The sequence below is a fragment of the Microbispora corallina genome (assembly GCF_016863035.1).
Lineage (GTDB): Bacteria > Actinomycetota > Actinomycetes > Streptosporangiales > Streptosporangiaceae > Microbispora > Microbispora corallina.
The window spans coordinates 91,558-115,327 of record NZ_BOOC01000036.1 but is presented as its reverse complement, the minus strand read 5'-3'; the positions used below and the strand labels follow the sequence as shown (position 1 = coordinate 115,327).

General features: G+C 71.7%; 28 protein-coding genes and 1 tRNA gene. 16 read left to right on the top strand and 13 right to left on the bottom strand.

The window, feature by feature from the left end:
* Positions 1 to 171 precede the first annotated feature (171 nt).
* Positions 172 to 795, bottom strand: a complete 624-nt coding sequence (locus Mco01_RS31115; RefSeq protein ID WP_204060403.1) for a hemerythrin domain-containing protein — start codon at positions 793 to 795, stop codon at positions 172 to 174.
* A 296-nt stretch (positions 796 to 1,091) separates the two neighbouring features.
* On the opposite strand from Mco01_RS31115, the gene Mco01_RS31110 reads away from it, so the two are divergent.
* Both Mco01_RS31110 and Mco01_RS31105 read left to right on the top strand, forming a co-directional pair.
* Positions 1,092 to 2,030 (top strand): LysR family transcriptional regulator, encoded by a 939-nt coding sequence (locus Mco01_RS31110; protein ID WP_239104028.1) that lies wholly within the window; start codon positions 1,092 to 1,094, stop codon positions 2,028 to 2,030.
* 486 nt (positions 2,031 to 2,516) lie between these two features.
* On the top strand, positions 2,517 to 3,845 hold the full coding sequence (locus Mco01_RS31105; RefSeq protein WP_204060402.1) for a YcaO-like family protein: 1,329 nt from the start codon (positions 2,517 to 2,519) through the stop codon (positions 3,843 to 3,845).
* Between the two features lie 57 nt (positions 3,846 to 3,902).
* Here Mco01_RS31105 and Mco01_RS31100 read toward each other — a convergent pair whose 3' ends face one another.
* Positions 3,903 to 4,253, bottom strand: coding sequence for a hypothetical protein (locus Mco01_RS31100; protein ID WP_204060401.1), 351 nt, complete (start codon positions 4,251 to 4,253; stop codon positions 3,903 to 3,905).
* 145 nt (positions 4,254 to 4,398) lie between these two features.
* Positions 4,399 to 5,904: a dolichyl-phosphate-mannose--protein mannosyltransferase gene (locus tag Mco01_RS31095; RefSeq protein WP_204060417.1), complete on the bottom strand. Its 1,506-nt coding sequence runs from the start codon at positions 5,902 to 5,904 to the stop codon at positions 4,399 to 4,401.
* A 231-nt stretch (positions 5,905 to 6,135) separates the two neighbouring features.
* On the opposite strand from Mco01_RS31095, the gene ypfJ reads away from it, so the two are divergent.
* From ypfJ to Mco01_RS31080, 3 genes are all read left to right on the top strand, one after another.
* Positions 6,136 to 7,002 (top strand): KPN_02809 family neutral zinc metallopeptidase, encoded by an 867-nt coding sequence (gene ypfJ, locus Mco01_RS31090; RefSeq protein WP_204060400.1) that lies wholly within the window; start codon positions 6,136 to 6,138, stop codon positions 7,000 to 7,002.
* Positions 7,003 to 7,060: 58 nt separating this feature from the next.
* Entirely contained in the window at positions 7,061 to 7,357 is a 297-nt protein-coding gene (locus Mco01_RS31085) for a type II toxin-antitoxin system VapB family antitoxin (RefSeq protein ID WP_036324717.1), read from the top strand.
* A gap of 237 nt (positions 7,358 to 7,594) precedes the next feature.
* A complete protein-coding gene (locus tag Mco01_RS31080; RefSeq protein WP_084369718.1) occupies positions 7,595 to 7,813 on the top strand; it encodes a hypothetical protein in 219 nt (72 codons plus the stop codon).
* A 229-nt stretch (positions 7,814 to 8,042) separates the two neighbouring features.
* On the opposite strand, the gene Mco01_RS31075 is transcribed toward Mco01_RS31080, so the two are convergent.
* From Mco01_RS31075 to Mco01_RS31060, 4 genes are all read right to left on the bottom strand, one after another.
* A tRNA-Ser gene (locus Mco01_RS31075) sits at positions 8,043 to 8,127 on the bottom strand.
* Between the two features lie 93 nt (positions 8,128 to 8,220).
* Entirely contained in the window at positions 8,221 to 8,697 is a 477-nt protein-coding gene (gene tadA / locus Mco01_RS31070; protein ID WP_204060399.1) for a tRNA adenosine(34) deaminase TadA, read from the bottom strand.
* Positions 8,698 to 8,706: 9 nt separating this feature from the next.
* The gene (locus tag Mco01_RS31065) at positions 8,707 to 9,189 is read right to left on the bottom strand and encodes a tRNA adenosine deaminase-associated protein (RefSeq protein WP_204060398.1); all 483 of its coding nucleotides are present in this window, start codon (positions 9,187 to 9,189) and stop codon (positions 8,707 to 8,709) included.
* 15 nt (positions 9,190 to 9,204) lie between these two features.
* Complete coding sequence (locus Mco01_RS31060) at positions 9,205 to 9,693, bottom strand: tRNA adenosine deaminase-associated protein (RefSeq protein ID WP_036326306.1); 489 nt, start codon at positions 9,691 to 9,693, stop codon at positions 9,205 to 9,207.
* Between the two features lie 139 nt (positions 9,694 to 9,832).
* Here Mco01_RS31060 and upp point away from each other — a divergent pair, with 139 nt between their 5' ends.
* The 6 genes from upp to Mco01_RS31030 all read left to right on the top strand — a co-directional run bounded on the left by upp (position 9,833) and on the right by Mco01_RS31030 (position 13,830).
* On the top strand, positions 9,833 to 10,471 hold the full coding sequence (gene upp / locus Mco01_RS31055) for a uracil phosphoribosyltransferase (protein WP_204060397.1): 639 nt from the start codon (positions 9,833 to 9,835) through the stop codon (positions 10,469 to 10,471).
* Positions 10,472 to 10,583: 112 nt separating this feature from the next.
* Entirely contained in the window at positions 10,584 to 10,802 is a 219-nt protein-coding gene (locus Mco01_RS31050) for a hypothetical protein (protein WP_036324721.1), read from the top strand.
* 77 nt (positions 10,803 to 10,879) lie between these two features.
* The gene (locus Mco01_RS31045; protein ID WP_157099485.1) at positions 10,880 to 11,056 is read left to right on the top strand and encodes a hypothetical protein; all 177 of its coding nucleotides are present in this window, start codon (positions 10,880 to 10,882) and stop codon (positions 11,054 to 11,056) included.
* The gene (locus tag Mco01_RS31040; protein WP_204060396.1) at positions 11,053 to 11,583 is read left to right on the top strand and encodes a PH domain-containing protein; all 531 of its coding nucleotides are present in this window, start codon (positions 11,053 to 11,055) and stop codon (positions 11,581 to 11,583) included. The genes Mco01_RS31045 and Mco01_RS31040 overlap by 4 nt, the downstream gene beginning before the upstream one ends.
* A gap of 132 nt (positions 11,584 to 11,715) precedes the next feature.
* Positions 11,716 to 13,044, top strand: a complete 1,329-nt coding sequence (locus Mco01_RS31035) for a helix-turn-helix domain-containing protein (RefSeq protein WP_204060395.1) — start codon at positions 11,716 to 11,718, stop codon at positions 13,042 to 13,044.
* 99 nt (positions 13,045 to 13,143) lie between these two features.
* On the top strand, positions 13,144 to 13,830 hold the full coding sequence (locus Mco01_RS31030; RefSeq protein WP_036324724.1) for a FadR/GntR family transcriptional regulator: 687 nt from the start codon (positions 13,144 to 13,146) through the stop codon (positions 13,828 to 13,830).
* A gap of 80 nt (positions 13,831 to 13,910) precedes the next feature.
* Here Mco01_RS31030 and dnaN read toward each other — a convergent pair whose 3' ends face one another.
* From dnaN to Mco01_RS31015, 3 genes are all read right to left on the bottom strand, one after another.
* On the bottom strand, positions 13,911 to 15,002 hold the full coding sequence (dnaN, locus tag Mco01_RS31025) for a DNA polymerase III subunit beta (RefSeq protein WP_204060394.1): 1,092 nt from the start codon (positions 15,000 to 15,002) through the stop codon (positions 13,911 to 13,913).
* A gap of 95 nt (positions 15,003 to 15,097) precedes the next feature.
* The gene (locus Mco01_RS31020) at positions 15,098 to 15,745 is read right to left on the bottom strand and encodes a LuxR C-terminal-related transcriptional regulator (protein WP_204060393.1); all 648 of its coding nucleotides are present in this window, start codon (positions 15,743 to 15,745) and stop codon (positions 15,098 to 15,100) included.
* A complete protein-coding gene (locus tag Mco01_RS31015; protein WP_204060392.1) occupies positions 15,736 to 17,226 on the bottom strand; it encodes a sensor histidine kinase in 1,491 nt (496 codons plus the stop codon). The genes Mco01_RS31020 and Mco01_RS31015 overlap by 10 nt, the downstream gene beginning before the upstream one ends.
* A 133-nt stretch (positions 17,227 to 17,359) precedes the next feature.
* Here Mco01_RS31015 and Mco01_RS31010 point away from each other — a divergent pair, with 133 nt between their 5' ends.
* The 4 genes from Mco01_RS31010 (at position 17,360) to Mco01_RS30995 (ending at position 20,443) form a co-directional block, all read left to right on the top strand.
* Positions 17,360 to 18,226, top strand: a complete 867-nt coding sequence (locus Mco01_RS31010) for an ABC transporter ATP-binding protein (protein ID WP_204060391.1) — start codon at positions 17,360 to 17,362, stop codon at positions 18,224 to 18,226.
* Positions 18,227 to 18,269: 43 nt separating this feature from the next.
* Positions 18,270 to 19,040, top strand: a complete 771-nt coding sequence (locus Mco01_RS31005) for an ABC transporter permease (protein ID WP_204060390.1) — start codon at positions 18,270 to 18,272, stop codon at positions 19,038 to 19,040.
* A gap of 73 nt (positions 19,041 to 19,113) precedes the next feature.
* Positions 19,114 to 19,905 (top strand): helix-turn-helix domain-containing protein, encoded by a 792-nt coding sequence (locus Mco01_RS31000; protein ID WP_204060389.1) that lies wholly within the window; start codon positions 19,114 to 19,116, stop codon positions 19,903 to 19,905.
* Between the two features lie 79 nt (positions 19,906 to 19,984).
* Entirely contained in the window at positions 19,985 to 20,443 is a 459-nt protein-coding gene (locus Mco01_RS30995; RefSeq protein ID WP_204060388.1) for an SRPBCC family protein, read from the top strand.
* A gap of 16 nt (positions 20,444 to 20,459) precedes the next feature.
* Here Mco01_RS30995 and Mco01_RS30990 read toward each other — a convergent pair whose 3' ends face one another.
* Positions 20,460 to 20,894 (bottom strand): ester cyclase, encoded by a 435-nt coding sequence (locus Mco01_RS30990; RefSeq protein WP_239104026.1) that lies wholly within the window; start codon positions 20,892 to 20,894, stop codon positions 20,460 to 20,462.
* 192 nt (positions 20,895 to 21,086) lie between these two features.
* Between Mco01_RS30990 and Mco01_RS30985 the strand changes: the two genes are divergently transcribed.
* A complete protein-coding gene (locus Mco01_RS30985) occupies positions 21,087 to 21,821 on the top strand; it encodes a metallophosphoesterase (protein WP_204060387.1) in 735 nt (244 codons plus the stop codon).
* Positions 21,822 to 21,830: 9 nt separating this feature from the next.
* On the opposite strand, the gene Mco01_RS30980 is transcribed toward Mco01_RS30985, so the two are convergent.
* Both Mco01_RS30980 and Mco01_RS30975 read right to left on the bottom strand, forming a co-directional pair.
* On the bottom strand, positions 21,831 to 23,129 hold the full coding sequence (locus tag Mco01_RS30980; protein WP_204060386.1) for a carotenoid oxygenase family protein: 1,299 nt from the start codon (positions 23,127 to 23,129) through the stop codon (positions 21,831 to 21,833).
* Positions 23,130 to 23,142: 13 nt separating this feature from the next.
* Complete coding sequence (locus tag Mco01_RS30975) at positions 23,143 to 23,700, bottom strand: hypothetical protein (protein ID WP_239104025.1); 558 nt, start codon at positions 23,698 to 23,700, stop codon at positions 23,143 to 23,145.
* Positions 23,701 to 23,770: the final 70 nt, after the last annotated feature.

Genomic DNA, 23,770 nt, shown 5'->3' with positions numbered 1-23,770 from the left:
CAGGCCCCTGGACCTGACTGGTTGTCATCCGGACATCCGTTCTCTGTTTCGTCACGGTCAGCCGACCGCGACGTGATCGATGGTGTTGGCCAGCCGTTCCCGCTCGGCAGGAAGCGGCCGGCCGGGCGTGGCGTGGAACCCTTCCCGACCCGCCGCGCGCGATTGTGGTGGTCACGCTCGGCTGCGCCAGCGGTCGAGGGCGGCGTGGGCGGGCTGCCACTGGGTGTCGTAGGCGGTGCGGGCGGGCTCGGGCAGGGTGGCGAGCATTCTCGCGGTGATCCGCGGGTCGGCTTCCTCCAGCAGCCATGGCAGCAACCGGGGCGCGTCGGCGCCGACCCGCTGAGTGTGGACCTGGTCGAAGGCCGCCCACTGCGCTGTGGTGAGAGCACGCCGGGTGAGCGGAATCACCGCGTCCTCCTCATGCTCGAGATGCCCGCGCAGGCCGGTGACCAGAGAGTCGGTGAGGTCCCCGAGCCGGACCTGGTCGGCGTCGGGGTCGGCCAGCAGTTCGTCGACCGTCGCGATGAGCTGGTCGATGGCTGCGTGTTCGGCCTCCATCGCCTCCAGCGGCACCAGGTCGTCCGGCCGGTCGGCCAACTGCCGGCGCAGCACCGGCCAGAGCATGTCGTCCTCGGCACTGTGATGGATGCGCACGGATCGCGTGAACAACTGCCAGCCGATCGCCGTGCGCAGGATGCGCCTGGGATCGTCGTCGATCCGGACGGTGACGCGGGCGATGTGCTCCAGCTCCCGGCGCAGGGCGTGGTGCATGGCGTACATCCCCGTCAAGTCCATCCGATGCCTTCCGTCCCGTCGGGAAGGGCGAAGACGGGGTTCGTCATATGCGCTTGCATGATGCGGCTCCTCTGGAATGAGGCATCGAGAAACACGCGTGAGGCCAACAGTCGTCGGCTTACGCGGACTGCCTCGGTTGCTTTCCACCTTGCTGAGACGCCGCGTCTCGATCAACGCCGACTTCGAGCGCTCCGTGATAACCCGCGGGTTATCACAACGTGAGGACCTCGGATTCTTCGCCTGGCAGCCCGTCTCACCCGCTGACGCGAAGGCGCGTCATCAGCTTCTTCCTTCGTATGCTGTCGGCCGGTGGGCCGATTGAGCTACAGATCGGGGCAGGCATGGAGATGCGGGATATCGAGATCTTTCTGACCCTGACAGAAGAGCTCCACTTCGGCCGGGCCGCCGACCGGCTGCACGTCTCCCAAGCACGGGTCAGCCAGGCCATCAACCAGCAGGAACGCCGCCTCGGCGGCGCGCTGTTCGACCGCACCAACCGCCGCCAGATCCGCCTCACCCCGCTCGGCCGCCAACTCCGCGACGACCTGAGACCGGTCTACGCGGGCCTGCGCGACAGCCTCGAACGCGCCCACCTCGCCGCCCGCGGCAAGACCGCCAGGCTCCGCGTCGGCCTGATCCCTGGAAACGCCCACGACCTGCGCCCGTACTGGGAGACCTTTCGTGCCCGCCACCCCCAGTGGGAACTGCACATCCGTCATGCGCCTTACAACAACCCGTTCGCCGGGCTACGCGCCGACGAGATCGATGTCCTGATCGCCTGGTTGCCGGTCGAGGAACCCGACCTCACCGTTGGGCCCACCCTGTTCCGCGACCCCCGGGTCCTGGCCGTGGCCGTGGATCACGAACTGGCCGCCCGGCCATCCGCCTCCCTGGAGATGCTCGCCGATTTCCGGCATACCACCTCGGACGTTCCCGTCTACTGGGGAGACAGCTACCTGCCCACCCACACCCCCGGCGGCCACATGATCGAGCGCGGTCCCAGGGCGATCAACATGGACGAGTTGCTCACCCTCGTCAGCGTCGGCGAGGTCGTCAACGTCCTGCCCGCCCATTCCACCCGTTACTGGCCGCGCCCGGACATCGTGTGGCTGCCTTTCCGCGATTTCGATCCCCTGCATTTCGGCATGGTCTGGCGCACCGACACCGAAACCGACCTCATCCGTGCCCTCGCCCAGACCGTGCGAGACCTCGGCCCCCTGGAGCCGCAAAGATGATCTTGTCCGGGCTCCGTTTCGGAGATGAGCGACTCAAAGTCAGCTGACACTGCGGCCTGACCACAGTGCGTCCGCGTTCCGGCCGGTGAGTCGCGGACGTGATGCTTAAGCGCCCGTGGTCCCTGTTTGATCTGGGCTGGGCAGTGTGTTTTCCCAGTATGGAGGGGCGATTGGTATTGGCTCGACCGATTGGGGGCGATGGTGCCCAATACAAGTCAGGGACCCATGAGGAAGGAGACCGATCATGGGTGCTTACCGTCCTGATATGCGTCAGTGCGAGCAGGCCCAGCAGGAGCTGACGAAGGCGGAGGAGAGCCGGCTCCAGGAGCTGCTGGCCGCGTTCCGCGAGACCGAGTGACACGTCACCGCCGCCGACGGCGGTGGTGACCCGGGTGGGCACGGCACCTTCCGTGCCCACCGCTTCCCGACCAGCACATCCAAGCGGTTCCCACCGTCGTCACACCGGCACACCGGAAGGACGCGGGCATGGACCACCTCGATCAGCGAAGCGCCGGCAACGGCAGCCCGGTCGCGCGCCCGGCGGGCGGCCCGCCGCCGTCGGAGGTGGAGCGGGCGGTGCCGCTGCCAGAGGCGGAACGCCTGGTCCTGGCCGCCCTGCGGGAGCTGGCCCTGGAGGCCGGGCTCGAAGAGCTTCAAGCCGGCGGCGAGCCGACGGCCTACCGGTGCGTGTTACGCACCGCCAGCGGCCAGGTGGCGCCGGAAGGCGTCGGCATGGGCAAGGGCCTGCGTCAGGAGGCCCGGGTGGGGGCGCTGTTCGAGGCGCTGGAGCACTACGCGACCGGCCCGGAGTGGTTCGACCCGGCCCGGACTCGCCTGCGTCCCGCCCGCGCGCTGGCCGGCGGCGTCCTCGGCCGGGACGTGATCGCCCCGCTGCTGGCCGAACTGGGCGACCAGCCGCTGGCCTGCCACGACTACATCCCCCTGCACGAGGCCGGGGCCGTAGGCGACCACCAGCAGGTGGCGGCCCCGGTGTTCCTGGGGGCCCCGTGGTACCTCGAAGACGGCGGGGAGGAGGCCCGCGCGGCCGCTGGCGATCGCTGCGACTACCGGTGGGTGGCGCGCTACAGCAGCAACAGCGGCTCGGCCATCGGCGTGACCGCCGCGGAGGCGCTGGTGCACGCCCTCAACGAGGCCGTCGAGCGCGACGCGTACTCGCTGCTGCTGGCACACGCCTTCCTGGGCGGCGGGCACCGGCTGCGCCGCGTGGACGTCACCACCCTCCCGCGTGATCTGGCGGCCGCGCACGCCCTGGCCCAGCGGCTGGCCGGGCAGCGGGTGCATCTGCTGGACATGACCACCGACCTGGGCGTGCCCACCTTCCTGGCCTACGCCGCCCCGACCGCGGGCGTTCCGCACCGGCGCGGCGCCGGGACCTCGCTGAGCGGCCACTACGCCGCCTGGCGGGCGCTGACCGAGTTCATCCAGGGTGTCCTCAGCGGCGACCACTCCGGCGCCCACCCGTCCGACCTGTCCGCGCTGGCCCGCTACCCCGAGTTGCACGCCTGTGGCCGCTTCGACCTCACGGCCCACCTGGCGAGTGCCCGCACCGTGCCGTACGTCCCGCCCATCGCCGTCCCGGCGAATCCCGCCGAGCACCTGCGCGCGCTGGTGGACGTCCTCACCCGCGCCGGCCACCCTCCCTACCACCGGATCGTGGCCGAGCTTCCCGGCGGCATCACCGCCGTGCACACGCTGGTGCCGGGCCTGGAGCGCTTCATGCTCATCCTGCAGGGCGCCCTCATCCTGCCCGGTCCCCGCGCCCAGGCCGCCCTCACCACCGCGGCCCTCCCCTGACCGGACGGCGCCGGCGGGGAGGGGACGGGCCGATCGGACGGCCCGCCCCCTCCGGCCTCACCGGCCGGGGGTCTTCACCCCGTTGAGCGTGCTCCCGCCCTGCGCCACCTGTCCCAGCGGCACCTGGCCGTGGTGGTGGTGATGACGACGGTGGTGGTGGTGCCGGTGGTGGCGGCCCAGCCGGCGGCCGAGCTGCGGGTCCAGGTGCCCGCCCTGCACGCGGGTCTCCCGCCCCGCCGAGGACGCCGGCGTCGACCCCTGAGCAGAGGACGCCGACGTCGACGCCGACCCGTGAGCCGAGGACGCCTGCTTGGACGCGTGATTCGAGGCGAACGCGGTTCCCGTCGCCGCTCCGCCGACGGCGAGCCCCGCCACCGCCAGACCGGCGATCGTGAGTGTGAGTTTCATCGGCCTTCCGTTCCTGGTCGCTTGTTGTAACCGACGCAGGACAGCCTGTACGTGTGACGGTGAGACGACCGTTCTGGGCGGATGGGGGCCGGGCAAAGTCGGGGTCAAGCCGCGGGAGATCGACACGCCCGGCGGCCTGCCAGGATCAGATCCAGCTGGGGAACAACATGCGGCTGTGCCAGTCGTCGTACGGCACGGGGACGGCGGTGAGGACGGGCCACAGCCACCAGAAGTTCACCAGCGCCAGCAGCGCGAACGCCCCGATGACGGAGGCGCCCAGCGCGCGCCTGGCGGGGGAGGCGTCCACCCAGCCGAGGATCAGTCCGCACGCCAGCACGATGGCCAGGATCATGAACGGGACCATCGGGAGCGCGTAGAACAGGTACATCGTGCGGTGGTCGGCCAGGGCGTAGTAGAACCACGGCAGCCAGCCCGCCGCGTAGAGCAGGAGCACGCTCCCCGCCCGCCAGTCCCGGGTCGCGGCATACCAGGTCAGCGCGGCTACCAGGGCGAGCAGTCCGGCGTACCAGATGACGGGGGTGCCGGTGCCGAGCACGGCCTGCGAGCAGGTGGCCGCCCCGCAGGCGCCCTTGGGCGCCTCGTAGAAGAAGGCCACGGGACGCAGCAGCAGGGGCCAGGTCCACGGCTGCGACTGGTAGGGGTGCGACGCGTCCAGCCCCTCGTGGAACCCGAGCACCTGGCTCTGGTAGTGGACGAGCGACCGCACCGAGTCGACGACGAAGAACACCCAGCCGTTCGAGGTCGCCTGGGCCCAGTTGCGGCCCCATCCGGCGGCGGAGGCGAACCACCCCGCGAACGAGGCGACGTACACCACCAGGGGCAGCACGACCGTCCACGCGAGGCCGAGAGGCCAGTCGAGCCGCAGCGACTCCCGGAAGGGACGGCGCAGGCCGATGGCGTGCCGCGCGCCCGCGTCCCAGAGCAGTCCGAGGAGCGCGAAGGCGACGACGAAGAACAGACCGGACCACTTGGTGGCCAGGGCCGCCCCCACGCAGAGGCCGGCCGCCAGGCGCCACGGGCGCAGGCCCAGCCGCGGCCCCTCGCCCGCCAGCGAGGACGTCCCGTACCAGTCCGCGAGCCGGGCGCGGGCCCGGTCCCGGTCCACGACGAGGCAGGCGAACCCGGCCAGCACCCAGAACGTGAGGAACACGTCGAGCAGGGCCGAGCGGGAGAACACCAGGTGCAGGCCGTCCAGCGCCAGCAGGAGGCCCGCGAGGCAGCCGAGGAGCGTCGAACGGGTGAGACGCCGGGCGACCCTGGCCAGCACCAGCACGCTGAGCGTCCCGACGAGCGCGGCGGCGAACCGCCAGCCGAACGGCGTGAGGCCGTACAGCCACTCGCCCACCGCGATCATCCACTTGCCCAGCGGCGGGTGCGTCACGTACCCGCAGTACGGGTCCTGGCCGCAGGAAGTGAAGATGTCCGTGCGGCCCGCCAGCATGAGCTTGTCGGCGTCGGCGGCGAACTTGCGCTCGACGCCGAACCTGAGCAGGGCGTAGGCGTCCTTGGCGTAGTAGGTCTCGTCGAAGACCACGGCCCGCGGGACGCCGAGCCGGTCGAAGCGGAGGAACCCCGCGAAGACCGTCACGATCAGCGGGCCGAGCCAGCCCCACAGCGGGCTGCCCGGCATGGGCGGCACGAGACGGTCGCGTACCGAGACGGGAGGCGCCCCAGCCGTCTCCGCGATCGTCCGGGACACGGGTGGGGCCACGCGGGAATCCTAGCGCCACATTCGGTACAAACTCCCACGAAGAACGCGCCGGCATCGGCTGCCATGAATGATCATCGGCATTCTGGGCAGAAGGCCCCGGCGACAGCATCGACAGCGCACCCAGCGCCCCTCTCACCGGGAGCGTCGCAGATGGATTTCGATGACCGAGCACGACTCGACACCTCCCAGGTGGAAGACGTCGGCGGAGGCGGCGGCGGCTTTCGCGGTGGTGGCCTCGCCATCGGCGGCGGAGCCGCCGGCATCATCGCCCTCATCGTGGCCCTGATATTCGGGATCAACCCCGGAGACGTCACGGGCGGCGGCGGCGACCAGCCCGCGGGCCTCCAGCCCAGCACCGACCTGAGCAAGCAGTGCAAGACCGGCGCCGACGCCGACCAGTCCGAGAAATGCCGGGTCGTCGGCGTGGTCAACAGCGTCCAGAAGTACTGGGAAGGCCAGATCGACGGCTACACATCGGCCAAGACCACGCTGTTCTCCGGCGGCATCCAGACCGGGTGCGGCGCGGCCGACACCTCGGTCGGGCCGTTCTACTGCCCCTCCGACAAGCACGTCTACCTGGATCTGACGTTCTTCGACGAGCTGACCTCGCGGTTCGGGGCCAAGGGCGGCCCGTTCGCCCAGGCGTACGTGATCGCCCACGAGTACGGCCACCACGCCCAGGACCTGCTCGGCACGATGAACAGGGTCGGGCAGGAGCAGGGCGCCGAGAGCGGGTCGGTGCGGCTGGAGCTGCAGGCCGACTGCTACGCGGGCGTCTGGGCCAAGAACGCCGTGGACACCGGCTTCTACGCAAAGCCGTTCACGGACGCCGACATCAAGGAGGCGCTCGACGCCGCCGCCGCGGTCGGCGACGACCACATCCAGGAGCAGGCGCAGGGCCGGGCCAACCCGGACACCTACACGCACGGCACCTCGGCGCAGCGGGAGAAGTGGTTCTCCAACGGCTACAGCTCGGGCGATCCCGGCGCGTGCGACACCTTCTCGGGAGGCATCTGACCGGGCGCTGGGCGGCTATCGACGCCAAACAACGCCATTGTCTCCTAAACTACGTACCGTGATCTTTAAGTTGATCGGCGACGGACGACCCTATCCCGAGCACGGCCTGTCGCATCGCGAGTGGGCGCGCATCCCGCCCCGGCAGGTCAGGCTCGACACGCTGATCACGACGAAGGCGGTGCTCGACCTGCACTCGCTGCTCGCGAAAGACTCGACGTTCTACGGCGACCTGTTCCCGCACGTCGTGCAGTGGCAGGGCGACCTCTACCTGGAGGACGGGCTGCACCGGGCCCTGCGGGCCGCCCTCCACCAGCGCTCGGTGCTGCACGCCCGCGTGCTGGAGCTCGACGACTGACGACCGGCCCCCGATGACGACGAGAGCCGCCGACCTGCCGCAGGCCGGCGGCTCTCGCGTGAGCGGTGGAGAAGGGTCCGCGGGAAAGTTTCAGACCCGCGGCGCGCTTGCCCGGTGCCGCCGCAGGTCACCTCGCCCGGCGACGGCGGCGACGAAACGTGATCTGTACCGAGATCGTCCGCGCTGCGATGCTCCGCAGTGGAAGTCCGGCACGAGATCCACCTCGAAGGAGGGTAGGTGCGGAAGATCAGAGCTTTGGCCGTCGCCGGTGCCTTGGTCAGCGGGCTGGCGATCGTCGCCACCGCCAGCCCCGCGCACGCGGACACGCTGCGCAACGTCTACTACTACTCGTCCGACTGCTATCGGTATGGGGACTACGGCGTCCAGAACCACATGTGGAGCTGGTACCACTGCGACTACCAGTACAACCTGTGGTTCCTCTACAGCGTCCCGTAGGAGTTCCTCCCCGGCCGCGACTGGGACACCCTGGCCGGACTCGCGGACACCCGGCCACCTCGCAGTGATGCACCCATAAACCCTCTCCGGAGCCGGGTGCGGCTCCGGAGAGGACGTGCCGCCGCCACCGGACCACTGCTCCGGGAGCCGATCACCGCCAACCCCAGAAACACGAAACCCCCGAACCCGTGGGTTCAGGGGTTTCCGATGTCGTGCGACATCACATGAGCGGTGGAGGTGGGATTTGAACCCACGGTAGGTTGCCCTACACACGCTTTCGAGGCGTGCGCCCTCGGCCACTAGGCGACTCCACCGCGCAGCAGCTTACCGGACGAATGCCAGTGCCCGCGCATCCGTTTCCCCGCGGCCACCGGCGCTCGGCGGCTCCTTGAGGCGGCGACGGCCCGTCAGCGGCGGCGGCCGGCGAAGAACTCGCTGAGCAGAGCGCCGCACTCGTCCGCGAGCACGCCCATCACCACCTCGGGCCGGTGGTTGAGCCGCCGGTCCCGGACGACGTCCCAGAGCGAGCCGACGGCCCCCGCCTTCTCGTCCACCGCGCCGTACACGATCCGGTCGACCCGGGACAGGACGGCCGCGCCCGCGCACATCGTGCAGGGCTCCAGCGTCACGACCAGCGTCCGGCCGGCGAGACGCCACTCCCCGGCCGCGCGTGCCGCGGCCCGCAGGGCCAGCACCTCGGCGTGGGCCGTGGGGTCGCCGCTCGCCTCGCGGTCGTTGCCCGCGGCCGCCACCGCGGCGCCGGAGGAATCGAGGACGACCGCCCCGACCGGCACCTCGCCGCGCCTCCCCGCCCGTACGGCCTCGGCCAGCGCGAGCCGCATGGCGGCCTCGTACGCGTCAGGGGACGCGGGTGCGGCGGCCATCGGCGGCGGTCATCGCAGGCGGTCGAGCTCGTCGGCGAAGCCGAGCCGTTCGGCGATGAGGGACAGGATGTCGGCGGGCAGCACGCCCTCCTCCATGCTGAGCTCCAGCAGTTCCTCCGCGCTCACCGAGAAGTCGGCCAGCAGCTCCAGGTCGCCCACCGGGCGGATGCCGAGATCGGGCGCGTCCTTGTCGACCACGACGCCGGCGAGGTCGGCGAAGATCTCGCCGAGAGGGTCGCCCTGCACCGCGTGGGCGTCGGAGATGAACACCCGCGGGTCGAGGTCGTCCTCATAGCGGACGATCGCGAACCACTCGTCCTCGACCTCGACGCACAGCAGCGTGAGCTCGTCGCCGTCGAGGTTGAGGGCCTCCTGCGCGGCGTCGCCGAGGTCGTCGACGATCTCGGCCTCGCCGAGGTCGACCTCGGCGCCGGTCCAGCCGCCCGCGGTCCTGGCGAAGGCGGCGGAGAAGAGGTTGGATCTCGAGGGCATTGCCGTCTCCCGAAATCAGCCGATGGCGGCGTCGACGGCGCGTTCGAAGGGCTGGGAGAAGCCCAGCCGGGCGGCGATGCTCGACAGCACCTCGTCGGGCAGCAGGTCGAGGTCGCCCGAGAGGGCCCCGAGCTCCATCTCGTCGAGCCCGAGGTCGGCGAAGATGGACAGGTCGCCCGCCGGGAGGACGCTGTCGAGCTCCTCCTCCTCGGGGACGGGCACATCGAGATACTCGAGGACCTGCTGCGCCAGCGGCCAGTCCCACGACGCGGTGATGTCCGAGAGGAAAACGCTCACGCGCTCGCCGAAGACCCGTAAAGCCACGAAGAAGTCATCCCCCACGGCGACCATGCCAATCGTGGTCCCCATGCTCGGCGTCTGCCGCAGGGCGTGTATGAGCCCGCGCAGATCGGAGGTGAGCGCCACGGGGAGCATCTCGGCCTCCCAGCGGTCGTCCTCGCGGTAGACCACGATGGCGAAGTCAAGCGTGTCCACGTCTGTCATCGTCTTCCCCACCGGCAAGGCCCTCACGTCAGGCAATCGTCCCAGACTCGAAGTCATACCGTACGGCGCTCCAGCCAAATTGTGATCAAAAGCCAGGTGACGTCGAGTGACCTTTCAGGACACGGTAACTTTTGGAGCCATGCAGACCCTCGTCGTCGACCACCCGCTCGTCGCCCACAAGCTCACCACCCTGCGCGACGTGCGGACCGATTCGCCGACGTTCCGCCGTCTCGCCGACGAGCTCGTCACGCTGCTCGCCTACGAGGCCACCCGGGACGTCCGCGTCACCGACGTCACGGTCGACACGCCGCTCGCCCCGGCCCACGGCGTGCGGCTGGCCCGGCCGGCGCCGCTGGTGGTGCCGATCCTGCGGGCCGGCCTCGGCATGCTCGACGGCATGACCCGTCTCCTCCCCACGGCGGAGGTGGGCTTCCTCGGCATGATCCGCGACGAGTCGACGCTCAAGGCGCAGACGTACGCGACCCGCCTGCCCGAGGACCTGTCCGGCCGCCAGTGCTACGTGCTGGACCCGATGCTGGCCACCGGCGGGACGCTCGCGGCCGCCGTCCACTTCCTGTTCGACCGCGGCGCCGAGGACGTCACCGCGATCTGCCTGCTCGCCGCGCCCGAGGGGCTCGCCCACCTCGACGAGGCCTTCCAGGGAATCGGGAAGCCGATCCGCGTGGTCACCGCCGCTCTCGACGAGCGGCTGAACGAGAACGGCTACATCGTGCCCGGTCTCGGCGACGCCGGTGACCGCCTGTACGGCGTGGTCTGATCCCGTTCCCGCCCCTCCCACGCCATAGTTACAGTGCGCGCCCATACGGGTACGCATAGTGATGTCGACGTCTCGCCGCGTTCGCGCGAGCGGCGCGCCACCAGGGAGTGCGATGAGCGAGCTTCCGGCCGACGAGCGCTACGAGCAGCTCGAGGCCCTGCTCAGGGACGAGTTCGCGGGGGTGCACCCCGCCGCGACCGTCACCCGATGTGTCCAGGCCGCGCATCACGGCGCGGTGGAGGTCACCGGCTCCGCCCCTCCGGCCCTGGTCGAGCGCATCGCGCGCAAGCACCTGCGGGTGCTGGCCACCGCCGCCGCCGAGCGCGGATGACGCCGGCCACATCGGCGTGGCGGATCTTCGGAGGTTTGCATCTTTACCGAGGGAGCCGCCTGGGTAATGTATAGGTCATGGGAGTGGTGACGGCAGTGCAGGTCAAGAAGATCCTCAAGTGGACAAGCGTCGGAGTGGTCACCTTCTACGTTCTGACCCGGCCCACCGACGCCGCGCACACGGTGCACGGCGCTTTCGACGGCCTGGTCGGCGCGGCCAACTCGATGGCGCAGTTCTTCGCCACCCTGACATGAGACTTGTGACCCACGGGGACTCCGCCCCGTCGTCGGTCAACCGTTACCTCCTCCCCCACGAGCACCAAGTCATCATGGTCAGACGCCACCCCGCCGTGCTCCTCCGGCCGGTGGCAGAGATATTCGGCGGGCTCATCCTCGCCGGACTGCTCAGCAAGTGGCTCAGCGACAGCGGAGCGGGCCAGATCCTCGTCCTCGTCTGGTGGGCCTGGCTGCTCCTCCTCATCCGCTTCGTGTGGAAGGTGGCGGAGTGGTCGGTCGACTACTTCGTCGTGACGTCCCAGCGCATGCTCCTCACCACCGGCCTCATCACGCGCAAGGTCGCGATGATGCCCCTGACCAAGGTCACCGACATGAGCTTCCAGCGCTCGCTCCTCGGCCGCATGCTCGGCTACGGCGAGTTCGTCATGGAGTCGGCCGGCCAGGACCAGGCCCTGCGCACCGTTCCCCACATCCCCTACCCCGAGACCCTCTACCTCGAGGTCTGTCAGATGATCTTCCCCAGCAAGGACGGGGACGACGACTGACCCCCACCTCCCCCGCAGCGTCCCCGTGATCGAACCTTCACCGTCGTGATTCTTGACGGAGGGTTACACGATTCGGTCGCTTCGTGCCATTATGGCGACACCATTGACCATTCCCCCGCCCTGAGAGATCAGATGCCGAGTCAGGGAACCATCGGCGACCGCGTCCGCGGATTGCGGTTGAGCAGGCGCATGTCCCAAGCCCAGCTGGCCGGACCCGACCTGTCGGACAGCTACGTCTCCCTCATCGAGTCCGGTAAGCGGACGCCTACTCCCGTCGTCGCGCGACTGCTCGCCGAACGGCTCGGGTGCACCACCGAGTTCCTGCTTCACGGCATAGAACCGCGGCAGCGCATCGACACCGAGCTCGGCCTGCGTCATGCCGAGCTCGAGCTGTATCACGGCGACCCCGTCGTCGCGGCCGACCGCTTCGGCGAGATCGTCAAGGCGGCGGGCGAGGACAACGCGATGCTCGCCGCGCACGCCCGGATGGGCGTGGCGCGCGCGCTGGAGGCGCAGGGACGCACCGGCCGGGCGGTCGAGGCCTACGAGCGGCTCCGCCGCGAGGCCGCGGCCCACCCCGAGCGGCTGGCCGACCTGCCGCTGACGATCGCGCTGTGCCGCTGCTACCAGCGGGCCGGCGACCGGCTGCGGGCCAAGGACCTCGGCGCCCACGCGCTGACCCAGGTCGACCGGCTCGGCTTCGTCGAGGGGGAGCTCGCCGTCGAGCTGGCCCTCGCGCTGGTCGAGGCCGAGACCGGGCTGCCGTACGTCGAGCGGGTGCTCACCGCGACGGGCTCCCCGGAGGCCGGTGACAGCAGCTCCGAGGTGCTCGCGCTCTGGCAGGCCAGCGTCACGGCCGCCGAGGGGGAGGACTCCGCGCTCGCCGTCCAGCTGGCGGAGGACGCGCTGGCCGCCGGCCGGCCCGCCCGGATCGCCATCCGCTGCGCGCGGATCGCCATGAACTGGGCGAGGCTCACGGCCTCGGATCCCGAAGACGCCGATTTGGATCGAGCCAACGAGCTGGCGACGTCCGCGAGCAGGGTCTTCGCCGGATTCGCGAACGAGCGGGCCGAACACGCGAAGAGCCTCGTGGTGCTGAGCTACGTCCGGCTCCGTTCCGGAGACACGGAATCCGCAGCGGATCTGGCCGAACAGGCACTGGATCTGTTGGTCGGCGTTCCGGGGACCACCGCCGCCACGGCGTACACCGTCCTCGCCGAGGTCGCTTTGGCACGGTCCGACGACGCGACGCCGGCGCTGCGCCGGGCGCAGGACCTGCTCGAAGCGGGGCCGGCCTCCCTCGACCGGGAGACCGCGCGCACCTGGCGTGCGCTCGGCGACCTCTGGGGACAGGCCGGTGCCCTTGATCAGCAGGCGGGGGCATATCGTAGAGCCCTGGAAGCCGTGGGAATCCGAGTGAACATACCGGGCTCCACTACCTCGGCGGTGCTCGCCCGATAAAGCCTCCTGGAGCTCCGGATTTGTTCTAGGGGCTCTGGAATAATTAGGGTCGACCACTCATTCAATCATCGGATGATTGGTAACCCAGAGGAGGCTGACGTGAGCCTGCGGACGGCGCAGCGGGCGTCTCTCGTGGACCAGGTGATCGACCAGCTCAAGGAGCAGATCACCTCTGGTTCCTGGCAGATGCATGCCAAGATCCCCACTGAGACGGTGCTGGCCGAGCACCTCGGCGTCGGGCGGAACACCGTGCGGGAGGCCGTACGGGCCCTGACCCACGCGGGGCTGCTCGAGTGCCGTCAGGGAGACGGGACCTACGTCCGGGCGACGAGCGAGCTGTCGGGCGCGATGGCCCGGCGGCTGCGGGCGGCCGAGCAGCTGGAGATCCTGGAGGTCCGCCGCGCGCTGGAGGTCGAGGCCGCCCGCCTCGCGGCCACCCGGCGGACTGACGGGGACATCGCGGCGGTCGAGGCCGCGCTGGCCGAGCGGGAGAAGGCGTGGGCGGACGGCGAGCCGGACGCCTTCGTCGAGGCCGACCTGGCCTTCCACGTCGCGGTCGTCGAGGCGACGCACAACCAGGTCCTGATCGACCTGTACGTCGACTTCTCCGCCGCGCTGCGGGCGAGCATCGCCGCGGCGGGCGGCTCGCTGGAGCAGAACTACATCCCCCACGACGCGATCGTCCGCGCCATCTCGGCCGGTGACGCCGCCGCCGCGGAGCGCGCCGGCCACGCGTGCATGGAGCACATCCTCATCGCCCTCACCGACTCCGGCCTGACCTCCTGACCCCCGTCCACCATTGACGGCCTGACCTGGTCTTCCCCACCGGTGGCCGCCCTCCGCGACGCGCGCCGGCCCCCTGAGGGTCAGGCGAGGCGGAGGGACATCACGAGGTAGCGGAAACCCGGGTCGTCGCCGTCGTCGGTGACGAGGGCCGGGCGGGTGGACGAGTCCATGTGGACGCGGACGCGCTCGGTCTCGACGCCGGCGAGGCCGTCGAGCAGGAAGTGGGGCTGGAAGGCGATCTGGATGTCCGGCCCGTCGAGGTCGGCCTCGATCACCTCGGCCCCCCGGCCGATGTCCCCTCCGCCGGCCTGGATCAGCACCTGCCCCTGCGAGAACGACAGCCGGACCGCCGTGTTCCGCTCGGCCACCAGGCAGACCCGCTTGATCGCCTCCACGAACGGCCCCACCACGACGTCGGCGTGGACCGGCCACTCCTCCGACAGGCGCGCCCGGTAGTCGATGAACTGGTCGTCGAGCAGCCGGACCGTGGTCACCCGGCCCTGGCTCTCGAACCCGGCGACGTTGTCGCCCAGGCCGATCGACACCTCGCCGCCGCGCAGCGAGCGGGCCACCTCGACCAGGACCCGGGCCGGGACCACGACACCGTGGCGCTCGCCGTCCCGCTCGGGGTGCCACAGGAACTCGCGGGCGGCGATGCGGTAGCGGTCGGTCGCCGCCATCGCGACCTGCACGCCGTCGATGTCGATCCGGACGCCCGTCAGCATCGGCAGGGTGTCGTCGCGGCTGGCCGCCGGGGCCACCTGGCCGACCGCGGCGGCGAACACGCCCCCGCCGACGGCGCCCACCTTCGGCGGCATGACCGGCATGGTCGGGAAGTCTTCGTCGGGCATGGTGAGCAGCCCGAACTCGGCGCTGCCGCAGGTCAGCACGGCCTCCGAGCCGCTCCTGACGATCTCCACGGGCCGCGCGGGCAGGCTGCGGGTGATCTCCGCGAGCACCCGGCCGGGGATCAGCACGCGCCCCGGCTCCGCGACGTCGGCCTCGATCTCGGCTCGGGCCGACACGTCGTAGTCGAAGGCGGACACCCGCAGGTCGTCGCCCGCCTCCAGCAGCAGGCCGGCCAGCACGGGGACGGCGGGCCGGGCCGGCAGCACCCGGGCCGTCCACGCCACCGCCTCGGCGAGGACATCCCGGTTCACCTGGAACTTCATCCCGACCTCCCGTGTGCGCCGCCACTCGCTGGCCACCGTAGCCGCCTGCACCGACAAACCCGGCGAGACCAGTCTGGCATCGGGTTTCGCCGGCGTCACCGCGAGTTGAGGTAGGCGAGGACGGCCAGCACGCGGCGGTTGTCGTCGTCGGAGGGGGCGAGGTCGAGCTTGGCGAAGATGCCGGCCGTGTGCTTGCCGACCGCGCTCTCGCTGAGGTGGAGCCGCTGGCCGATGGCGGCGTTCGACCGGCCCTCCGCCATGAGCTCCAGCACCTCGCGCTCGCGGGGGGTGAGACGGCCGATCGGCTCCTTGCGGGCGTTGCTCACCAGCAGCTTGGCGATGACCTCGGGGTCCATCGCCGTCCCCCCGGCGGCGACCCGCCGTACGGCGTCGATGAACTGCTCGCCGTTGAACACCCGGTCCTTCAGCAGGTAGCCGATGCCGCCGCTGCCGTCGGCCAGCAGCTCGCGGGCGTACAGCTGCTCCACGTGCTGGGACAGCACGAGGATCGGCAGCCCGGGGACGCGCCGCCGGGCCGCGAGCGACGCCTGCAGTCCCTCGTCGGTGAACGTCGGAGGGAGCCGCACGTCGACGACCGCGACGTCGGGACACTCGGCGACCAGCGCCTCCAGCAGGCCGGGGCCCGACTCGACGGCGGCGACCACGTCGAAGCCGTGCGCGCGGAGCAGGTGGACCAGACCCTCCCGCAGCAGGTGGAGGTCTTCCGCCAGGACTACGCGCACTCCCCCGCCCTCGATTCCCGGTGCTTCGCGGTCTGGAGGGCGGCACCGGCGAGCATGGTCCCTCCGAGGAGGATCATGCCGATGATCACCGGCCATTGGTAGGGCTCCGCGACGTGGAGCCCGAGGAACCACGCCTTCTCCGTCGATCCAGCGATCTTGAAGCCGGCGGCCACCAGCCCCTGGGGGAAGAGCGGGATCCAGCACAGTGTCCAGCACACGGCCAGCGTGACCGCCCGCCCGGTCGGGACGGGCCGCGTACGGCCGCGCACGGCCCTGGGCAGGTCGATCACGGCGGTGGTCGGGCCGCCCAGCGGGCTGTTCAGCGCGAGCACGCCGTCGAAGGCGCCGAGCCTGCGCTCGATCCCCGTGAGGCCCGTGCCGCGCGAGGGGTCCGCACCGCCCCGGCCGTCGTCGGTTACCGTGATCCGCAGGGCCGAGCCGTGCGTGCTGACGTCCACCCACGCCTCGCTCGCGCCGCCGTGCCGTACGGCGTTGGCGAGCAGCTCGCTCACGGCGAAGTAGGCGGCGGACTCCAGCGGGGCCTCCAGGCCCTCCGGCGCGTCGACGGTGACGTGGGTCTGGAGCGGGGTGTCGAGGGCGAGCGCCCGGACGGCGTCGGCGAGCCCGCGCTCGGCCAGCACCGGCGGGTGGATGCCCCGCACGAGCCGGCGCAGCTCCTGCAGGGCGGTCGCGGAGGCCTCCCTCGCCTTGACGAGCAGCGCCCGCGCCGCCTGCGGGTCGGACGCCAGCAGTTCCTCGGCCGCGCCGATCGTCATGCCGATCGCCACCAGCCGGGCCTGCGCCCCGTCGTGCAGGTCGCGCTCGATCCTGCGCAGCTCGGCGGCCTGCGCGTCCACGGCCTCGTCGCGGGCGGCGGCCAGGCGGTTCACCTGGCGGGCGAGCCTGGCCCGCTCGGTCGGCCCGAGCAGCAGGGCCGCGACCCCGCCGTACGACGCGACGGCCCGGGGCGCGTACCAGGGAGCCACGGCGGCCGCGACCGCGACCGCGGCGAGCCCGGCGGGGACGCCGGACGCCGTGAGGAGCACGCCCCCCGCCGCGAGGACGGCCGGGGCGGCCACGGCCGTGCCCAGCAGCGGGGCGGTGAGCAGGAACGCCAGGTCGCGCCAGGTGGCCGGGTCCTTCAGCAGCCAGTTCAGCCGCAGGTTGAACGCGGGGACGACGGGGGTCTTGTACAGCGTCCGGCCGTCCCGGTACCACCCGTCGGGCTGCCGCACCGGCGGCCCCGGCGCGGGCAGGTACGGGTCGTCGACCGGGCCGGCCGACCACCGGCCGGCGAGCCGCCGGTGCAGCCCCGCCGCCGCCCGCGCGAGCCGTACGGCCGGGGGGAACAGGAACACCAGGCCGAGCATCAGGCTGAGCAGCACGCCGGCGAGCATGACCAGCGCCGCCGCCTCCCCGAGCAGCGCCGCACCCAGGAGGGCGACGCCTCTGCCCAGCGCGCTCAGCGTTCTCCGAACCATGCGCCCCAGTCTCCGCCACCGCGGACGGCCCGCACAGTGGGGAGAGGCACCCGAAGCGGTGGAGGTAGGTACACCCATGCCGGGTCTCCAGCCGCATTCCGGCCGGGCCGCGCGGTTCCTACCGTCGTGGAGCATGGCAATCATCACAGTGGACCACCTCCGCAGGACGTACGGCGCACGGGTGGCGGTCGAGGACGTCTCGTTCTCCGTCGAGGAGGGCGAGATCTTCGGGATCGTCGGCCGCAACGGCGCAGGCAAGACGACGACGGTCGAGTGCGTCGCCGGCCTGCGCACCCCCACCTCCGGGCGGATCGAGGTGGACGCCGACCTCAAGGAGCAGGTCGGCGTCCAGCTCCAGGACTGCTCGCTGCCCGACAAGATCAGGGTCGGCGAGGCGCTGTCGCTCTACGCCTCGTTCTACTCCCGGCCCGCCGACTGGCGTGACCTGCTCGGCGAGGCCGGCCTCGACCCGCGGACGCCGTTCGCCAAGCTGTCGGGCGGCCAGCGGCAGCGGCTGTCGGTCGCGCTCGCACTGGTCGGCGACCCGCGGATCGCGATCCTCGACGAGCTCACCACCGGCCTCGACCCGCAGGCCCGGCGCGAGACCTGGGACCTCGTGGCCCGCATCCGCGACCGCGGGGTCACGGTCGTGCTGGTCACCCACTTCATGGACGAGGTCGAGCGGCTCTGCGACCGGGTAGCGGTCATCGCCGAGGGCCGGGTGCTCGCCGTGGACACGCCCGCCGGCCTGATCGACCGGGCCGGCGGCGGGCGGCGGCTGACCTTCCGCACCGACGGCCCGGTGGAGGCCCTCCGGGCGCTGCCCGAGGTCGCCTCCGTGACCACGGAGGGCGACACGGTCGTGGTGACCGGCACCGGCGACCTGCTCGGTGCGGTGCTCGCGGTGCTGCCCGCCTCCCGGTTGTCCGACCTCGCCGTCCAGCGGACCACGCTCGACGACGCGTTCCTCACCCTGACCGGCGCCCATGCCGCCGTCTGAGGCCGCTTCCGCGGCCACTCCCCCCACGACCCTGGAGACTCCGATGACCGCCCACGCCGCCTTCGTCCCCGCCCGTCTGGCCCGGCTGGCAGGCGTCGAGGCCCGCCTGTTCCTCCGGGAGCCGGTCGCGGTGTTCTTCGCCGTGCTGCTGCCCGCGGCCCTGCTGCTCGTCCTCGGCTTCTCGATCCCCGGCTTCCGCGACCCGGACCCCGCCCTCGGCGGGCAGCGGGTGGTCGACGTGCAGCTGCCCGGGATGATGGTCCTGCTGTCGGTGGTGACGCTCGCGCTCAGCACGCTGCCGACCGCCCTGGTCGTCTACCGGGAGCGCGGCGTGCTGCGCCGGATGTCCACGACGCCCGTGCGGCCGTCCGCGCTGCTCGGCGCGCAACTCGTGGTCAACGCCGTCGTCGCGGCGGCGGCGACGGCGCTGACGCTCGCCCTCGGTCACGTGCTGCTGGGCACGCCGTTCCCGCGGGCGCCGCTCGGGTTCGCCGCCGTCTTCACGCTGGGCTGCCTGGCGATGTTCGCGATCGGGCTGTGCCTGGCCGCCGTGTCGCCGAACTCCCGGGTCGTCCAGGGGGCGGGGGCGGCCGTGATGTTCCCGCTGCTGTTCCTCGCCGGCATGTGGCTGCCCCGTCCGCTCATGCCCGAGGTCCTGCGGCGGATCAGCGACGTCACCCCGACCGGCGCCTTCGGCCAGGGCCTGCTCGACGCCCTCGACGGCCACGGCCTCCAGCCGCTCCACCTGGCCGTGCTGGCCGGCTGGGCGGCGGCGGCCGGGCTCGGCGCGGCCCGCCTGTTCCGCTGGGAATGAACGGCCCGGGGACGGCGGGCGATTACCCGGCGGGTAATCGCCCCGCCTCACGGCGCCGGATAGCGTCGGGGACGTGACAGCGGCGCACATCTACCAGAGGCCCTTCGGCGAGCTGCTCCGGCAGTGGCGCGAGCATCGGCGGCTCAGCCAGCTGGAGCTGTCGGTCCAGGCCGAGATCTCCACGCGGCACCTCAGCTTCCTGGAGACCGGCCGGGCCAACCCGAGCCGCGACATGGTCCTCCACCTCGCCGAGCACCTCGACCTCCCGCTCCGGGAGCGCAACCACCTGCTGCTGGCCGGCGGGTACGCCCCGGTCTACGCCGAGTCCGCCCTCGACTCCCCGCGGATGGCCGCCGTGTGCGAGGCGATCCGGCGGCTGCTGACGGCCCACGACCCCTACCCGGCCGTGGTCGTGGACCGCAACTGGGACCTGGTCGACGCCAACGCCGGGATCGGCCTGCTCAGCGAGGGCGTCGACCCCGACCTGCTCGCCAACGTGCTGCGGGCGAGCCTCCACCCCGAAGGGCTCGCGCCGCACATCGTGAACCTGGGCGAGTGGCGCGCCCACCTGCTCGGCCGGTTGAGGCGGCAGATCGCGGTCACGGCGGACCCCCGGCTCGGGGAGCTGTACAAGGAGCTGTGCGACTATCCCTGCGACCAGCCGGAGCCCGAGGTCGAGCTGCCGGGGCCGGGCGACATCCTGGTGCCGCTCCGGGTGCGCCGGGCGGGCCGGGAGCTGTCGTTCTTCAGCATCGTCGCCACGTTCGGCACCCCGCTCGACGTCACGGTGTCGGAGCTGATGATCGAGTCGTTCTACCCGGCGGACCCGGACACGGCCGCGTACCTCCGCGACACCGCTTCGTGACCCTGCCGCGCTTCCACCTGATCGTCCTGACTTGTCACAATTCGCCAGGAAGATGACGATCAAGCGCAGGAGGCCAGGAGTGCCGACCAGGGTGCTCACCCACGCGTTCCACGTGGACGCGGTCCCGGACAAGGTGTTCGACCACCTGACGACGCCGGAGAACTACATCGGCCTGTCGCCCCTCGTGGTCGCGGTCAGGGACGTAGACCGCTCCGAACCCGGGGTGATCCGCTACACGGCGGTCGAGCGCTTCCGGTTCCTCGGGGTCGTCACGCACGACAACCCGATCCGGGTGGCCCTGCACACCGACGGGCTCGCCGTCCATGGGGAGGTGCGCAGCCCCGGCGGTGTCCGGATGGCCTACCGCTTCGAGCTGTCCCCGGACGGCTCGGGCACCCGCGTCGACGACCGGCTGGAGCTGTCGGCCCCCTGGTTCCTGGTGGGATACGCCGCGGGCCAGGCGCGCAAGGTCCAGCTGGCCCGGGCGCGGATCCTGGCGGAGCGCCTGGCGGCCGGCTCCGCCGCGACCCACGGCTGACCCGCCTATCAGGGGATCAGTCCTCGCCGAGCTCGACGAGGCCGAACCCGAGCTGGCTGTACAGCTCCAGCTGGTCGAAGTACTCCCGGTGCGTGACGATCCGGCCGCCCTCGACGTACGACAGGCAGGACGCGCGGAGGGTCACGTGGCGGCCGGTGGGCTCCAGCTCGCGCCCGTCGGGCAGCAGGAAGGGCCCGGTGTGGGTGCCGGTGATCGTCCATTCGGAGACGGCGGGGTCGTCGCAGTCGACCTCCAGCCACGGGGTCTGGCGGTAGTCGGGGAAGCCCTTGAACAGCTGCTCGTAGATCCAGGCGATCTGCTCGCGCCCCTCCGCCACGCCCGCGGGGCAGACCAGGACCGCGTCCGGGCTGTAGCACTCCAGGACGCCGTGCAGGTCGTGCACGTTGATCGCCTGGCACAGCCTGTGCTTGACATCCCATCCGGTGGACATCACGATCCCCTTCGCGGGCCGCTGTCTCGACGCTACCCACTGATACGCAAGCCACAAACCACATGGATGTCGCATATCGCCCATAGAACGGCTTACCGGCCTATCCCGCGCGCCCAGGCAAGATCAATCAGGCGTCGCCGCGGCCCGGCCGCCATGAGAAGCTGGAGCCCCAAAAGTCCGGAGAGGTGCCTCATGCTCGTGCTGGCCCACGTGAGCGACATCCACATCGACGGGAGCGAGCGGAACACGGCGCGTGCCGCGCGAGCCCTCGAGTACGCCCGGAGCCTGCGGCCCGACGCCCTCGTGCTCACCGGGGACATCGCGGACCACGGCGCGCCGCAGGAGTACGAGATCGTGCGCGAGCTGCTGGCGGGCGACGACACGCCGCTCGTCCTGTGCCCGGGCAACCACGACAGCCGCGGCGACCTCCGCAAGGCGCTGCTGGGCCTGGACGGCGACCAGCCCGTCAACCAGGCGCTCAACCTGCCGAGCGCCACGATCGCCCTCTGCGACTCCAGCATCCCCGGACGTCCGGAGGGGCGGCTGGACGAGGACACGCTCTCCTGGCTCGACTCGGTGCTCACGGCAACGCCCGGGGTGCCCGCCTTCGTCGGCATGCACCACCCTCCGGTCGCCCTCGGCATCCCGTACGTCGACGAGATCGGCCTGCGGGAGCCCGACGGGCTGCGCGCGGTGCTGGAGGGGCACCCGCACGTGGTGGCCGTCCTCGTCGGCCACGCCCACACGGCCGCCGCCACCACGTTCGCCGGGCTGCCGCTGCTGGTCGCCCCCGGCGTGGTCAACACGGGCCTGCTGCCGTCGGAGACCTCGGCGGTGCCGCCGATCGACGACGACCTGCCGCCGGCCATCGCGATCCACCTGCTCGACGACGGCCGGATCACGACCCACTACCGGCCGGTTCTCTAACCGCGGGGTTCACTCGTCGGGGATCCACGAGCCGTGGAACCCGGCGGGCACCCGGCGCGGCAGCCGTACGGACGCCACGGCCGTCAGGTCGGACGCGTCGAGCACGCGCAGCTCCGCCTCGTGCTCGGAGCCCACGATCGACAGCAGCCAGCCCTCGTCCTCGCCGCCGCCCTCGGCCGGCACGAACACCGCCTCGCCCGGCGACCGCTCACCGGTCTCGTGGGCGAGACTCGCCCCGATCTCCGTGTCGTACTTCACGACGGCGTCGTCGGCGACCGCGTAGACGTAACGGCCGGCCAGTCCGGTGCGGGCGTCGTTGATCGTCGGGAACTCCACGGCGCGGTCGTCGAGCCGCTCGTCCTTGGCGACGCCGGTGGCCGGGTCGAGCACCCAGCGGTGCAGGGCGGCGCCGCCCGTCTCCGCGGCCGGGTTGGCGCTGCCGCCGATGCGCGGCCACAGGGCCGCGAACGCCCCGGGCGAGTAGCGGACCGCGTCGACGACGATGCGCCCGTGCTCGTCCTCATGGGCGTTGCCCACGTGGAAGACGTAGCAGGGGTCGACGTCGAACCACCGCACCGGGCCGCCCTCGCGCGGCATCACGCCGAGCCGGGCGCCGTACCCGTCGTCCCACCGGTACGGCAGGCCGCGGCCCACGAAGTCCACGTCGAAGACCACCGGCAGGTCGAGCCAGATCACATGGCTTCGGGTGATGGCGAAGTCGTGCATCATGGTCGGCCCCGGCACCGGGATCTCCCGGCTCTCGGCCAGCTCGCCCGCCGCCGAGAGGCGGTGGTAGGTGAGGTACGGCTCGGCGAAGCCGTACCCGAAGAAGTGCAGGTCGCCGGTGAGCGGGTCCTCCTTCGGGTGGGCCGTCATGGCGGTGGTGAGCCGGCCGCCGAAGTCGCACGGCCCGACCGTCTCCAGCTCCGGGGTCATCTCGTACGGCAGGCCGTTCTCGACGAGCGCGAGGATGCGGTCGGCGTGGCGGACGACGTGCGTGTTGGCCGGCACGGCGGTCCGGTCGATCCCCGTGTCGGTGATGAAGCGGCCGTCCCCGGTGAGGAGGGGGGTGCGGACCCAGCGGTTGCGGTACCACTCGGCCCGGCCGTCGCGCAGCCGGATGCCGTGGATCATGCCGTGGCCGGTGAACCAGTGACCCGGATCCTGCCCCGGCAGCGGGTTGGGGCCGTTGCGGAAGTAGCGGCCGGACAGCTCGGGCGGCAGCGACCCCGAGACGGGCAGGTCGAGCGCGTCGATCTCGTCCGGGACGGGGGCCAGGAGGCCGGTGAGGTAGGCGGCGGTCGTCATGGCTGGACTCCTGTCAGACGGCGTAACGGGCGCGGACGATCCGGGGGTAGCGGAGCGTGAAGATCGCGGGGATCACGAACGCGCAGACCTTGACGGCGACGATGGCGACCGCGGCGTGCGGGGCCACCGCGTACAGGACCGCCAGGGCGAGCGCGTCGAGCGTGAAGGCGGCCGCCCACACGGCGGTGATGACGGCGTTGACCCGGTGGAACAGCGGCGAGGCCTGCACCTCCACCGGCGTCGACTGCCGGGCGATGCCCAGCGTGAACGGCCGGCGGACGGCGAGGGACCCCCAGGAGATGAGCGCCAGCCAGCCCACCGAGACGGCCGGCCCGTATGCCCCGAGAGGCGCCGGCGAGATCGTGAACGAGGCGATCACCAGGGCGGCGAAGAAGAGCGCCGAGCCGACCTCCAGAACGAGCTCGTCCCAGCCCCGCCCCGCCCGCCGGTCACCCGCGAGCAGCACGGCCGACAGCGCGAGCGCGGCCAGTGCGCCCCAGCGCGCCTCCGTGTCCGTGCTCAGGACGGCGAAGGCGATCCAGGGAAGGAAGGTGCGCAGGTAGCGGATCACGGGGGGGTTCCTTCGAGACAGCGACGTTCCATAAGTGACATGTCGAAGCTAGAACCTCCTGTAGCGACAT

Coding starts and splice junctions, on each gene's coding strand:
- ypfJ (WP_204060400.1), top strand. CDS start 6,136: ATGGATTTCGATGACCGAGCACGACTCGACACCTCCCAGGTGGAAGAC.
- Mco01_RS31005 (WP_204060390.1), top strand. CDS start 18,270: ATGACCGCCCACGCCGCCTTCGTCCCCGCCCGTCTGGCCCGGCTGGCA.
- Mco01_RS30990 (WP_239104026.1), bottom strand. CDS start 20,894: ATGTCCACCGGATGGGATGTCAAGCACAGGCTGTGCCAGGCGATCAAC.
- Mco01_RS31050 (WP_036324721.1), top strand. CDS start 10,584: ATGAGCGAGCTTCCGGCCGACGAGCGCTACGAGCAGCTCGAGGCCCTG.
- Mco01_RS31065 (WP_204060398.1), bottom strand. CDS start 9,189: ATGCCCTCGAGATCCAACCTCTTCTCCGCCGCCTTCGCCAGGACCGCG.
- upp (WP_204060397.1), top strand. CDS start 9,833: ATGCAGACCCTCGTCGTCGACCACCCGCTCGTCGCCCACAAGCTCACC.
- tadA (WP_204060399.1), bottom strand. CDS start 8,697: ATGGCCGCCGCACCCGCGTCCCCTGACGCGTACGAGGCCGCCATGCGG.
- Mco01_RS31100 (WP_204060401.1), bottom strand. CDS start 4,253: ATGAAACTCACACTCACGATCGCCGGTCTGGCGGTGGCGGGGCTCGCC.
- Mco01_RS31045 (WP_157099485.1), top strand. CDS start 10,880: ATGGGAGTGGTGACGGCAGTGCAGGTCAAGAAGATCCTCAAGTGGACA.
- Mco01_RS31115 (WP_204060403.1), bottom strand. CDS start 795: ATGGACTTGACGGGGATGTACGCCATGCACCACGCCCTGCGCCGGGAG.
- dnaN (WP_204060394.1), bottom strand. CDS start 15,002: ATGAAGTTCCAGGTGAACCGGGATGTCCTCGCCGAGGCGGTGGCGTGG.
- Mco01_RS31015 (WP_204060392.1), bottom strand. CDS start 17,226: ATGGTTCGGAGAACGCTGAGCGCGCTGGGCAGAGGCGTCGCCCTCCTG.
- Mco01_RS31035 (WP_204060395.1), top strand. CDS start 11,716: ATGCCGAGTCAGGGAACCATCGGCGACCGCGTCCGCGGATTGCGGTTG.
- Mco01_RS31110 (WP_239104028.1), top strand. CDS start 1,092: ATGCTGTCGGCCGGTGGGCCGATTGAGCTACAGATCGGGGCAGGCATG.
- Mco01_RS31010 (WP_204060391.1), top strand. CDS start 17,360: ATGGCAATCATCACAGTGGACCACCTCCGCAGGACGTACGGCGCACGG.
- Mco01_RS31060 (WP_036326306.1), bottom strand. CDS start 9,693: ATGACAGACGTGGACACGCTTGACTTCGCCATCGTGGTCTACCGCGAG.
- Mco01_RS31040 (WP_204060396.1), top strand. CDS start 11,053: ATGAGACTTGTGACCCACGGGGACTCCGCCCCGTCGTCGGTCAACCGT.
- Mco01_RS30980 (WP_204060386.1), bottom strand. CDS start 23,129: ATGACGACCGCCGCCTACCTCACCGGCCTCCTGGCCCCCGTCCCGGAC.
- Mco01_RS31095 (WP_204060417.1), bottom strand. CDS start 5,904: ATGCCGGGCAGCCCGCTGTGGGGCTGGCTCGGCCCGCTGATCGTGACG.
- Mco01_RS31105 (WP_204060402.1), top strand. CDS start 2,517: ATGGACCACCTCGATCAGCGAAGCGCCGGCAACGGCAGCCCGGTCGCG.
- Mco01_RS30985 (WP_204060387.1), top strand. CDS start 21,087: ATGCTCGTGCTGGCCCACGTGAGCGACATCCACATCGACGGGAGCGAG.